1 protein-coding gene is annotated in these 241 nt (G+C 36.5%); it reads right to left on the minus strand.

Annotation, left to right across the window (positions count from 1 at the left end; genetic code table 11):
* Positions 1 to 173: 173 nt before the first annotated feature.
* The coding region (locus tag SH09_RS17545; protein ID WP_141639733.1) for a DUF334 domain-containing protein at positions 174 to 241 on the minus strand (68 nt) is incomplete at its 5' end.

Consider the following 241-nt stretch of genomic DNA (forward strand, 5'->3'; position numbering starts at 1 on the left):
TTTATTCCAATTGCTTTATTTACATTGAGCCTCTGTACCCTTAACAAACCCAAAACTTGTCGAATGGTCGGGCTAATAGCTCACGCTATGCCGACATTCGTCTGCAAGTTTAGTTAAGGGAACTTCTCAATATAAATAAATTTTCTCGGCATAAAAGCCTGATCATACTTTGTTTAATCATGGAATCTTGCTCTTATCCACTCATACAACCAAATAAATAGCCCTATAGCGAGTATATAAG

Origin of the sequence: Staphylococcus gallinarum (assembly GCF_000875895.1) — a bacterium.
Lineage (GTDB): Bacteria > Bacillota > Bacilli > Staphylococcales > Staphylococcaceae > Staphylococcus > Staphylococcus gallinarum.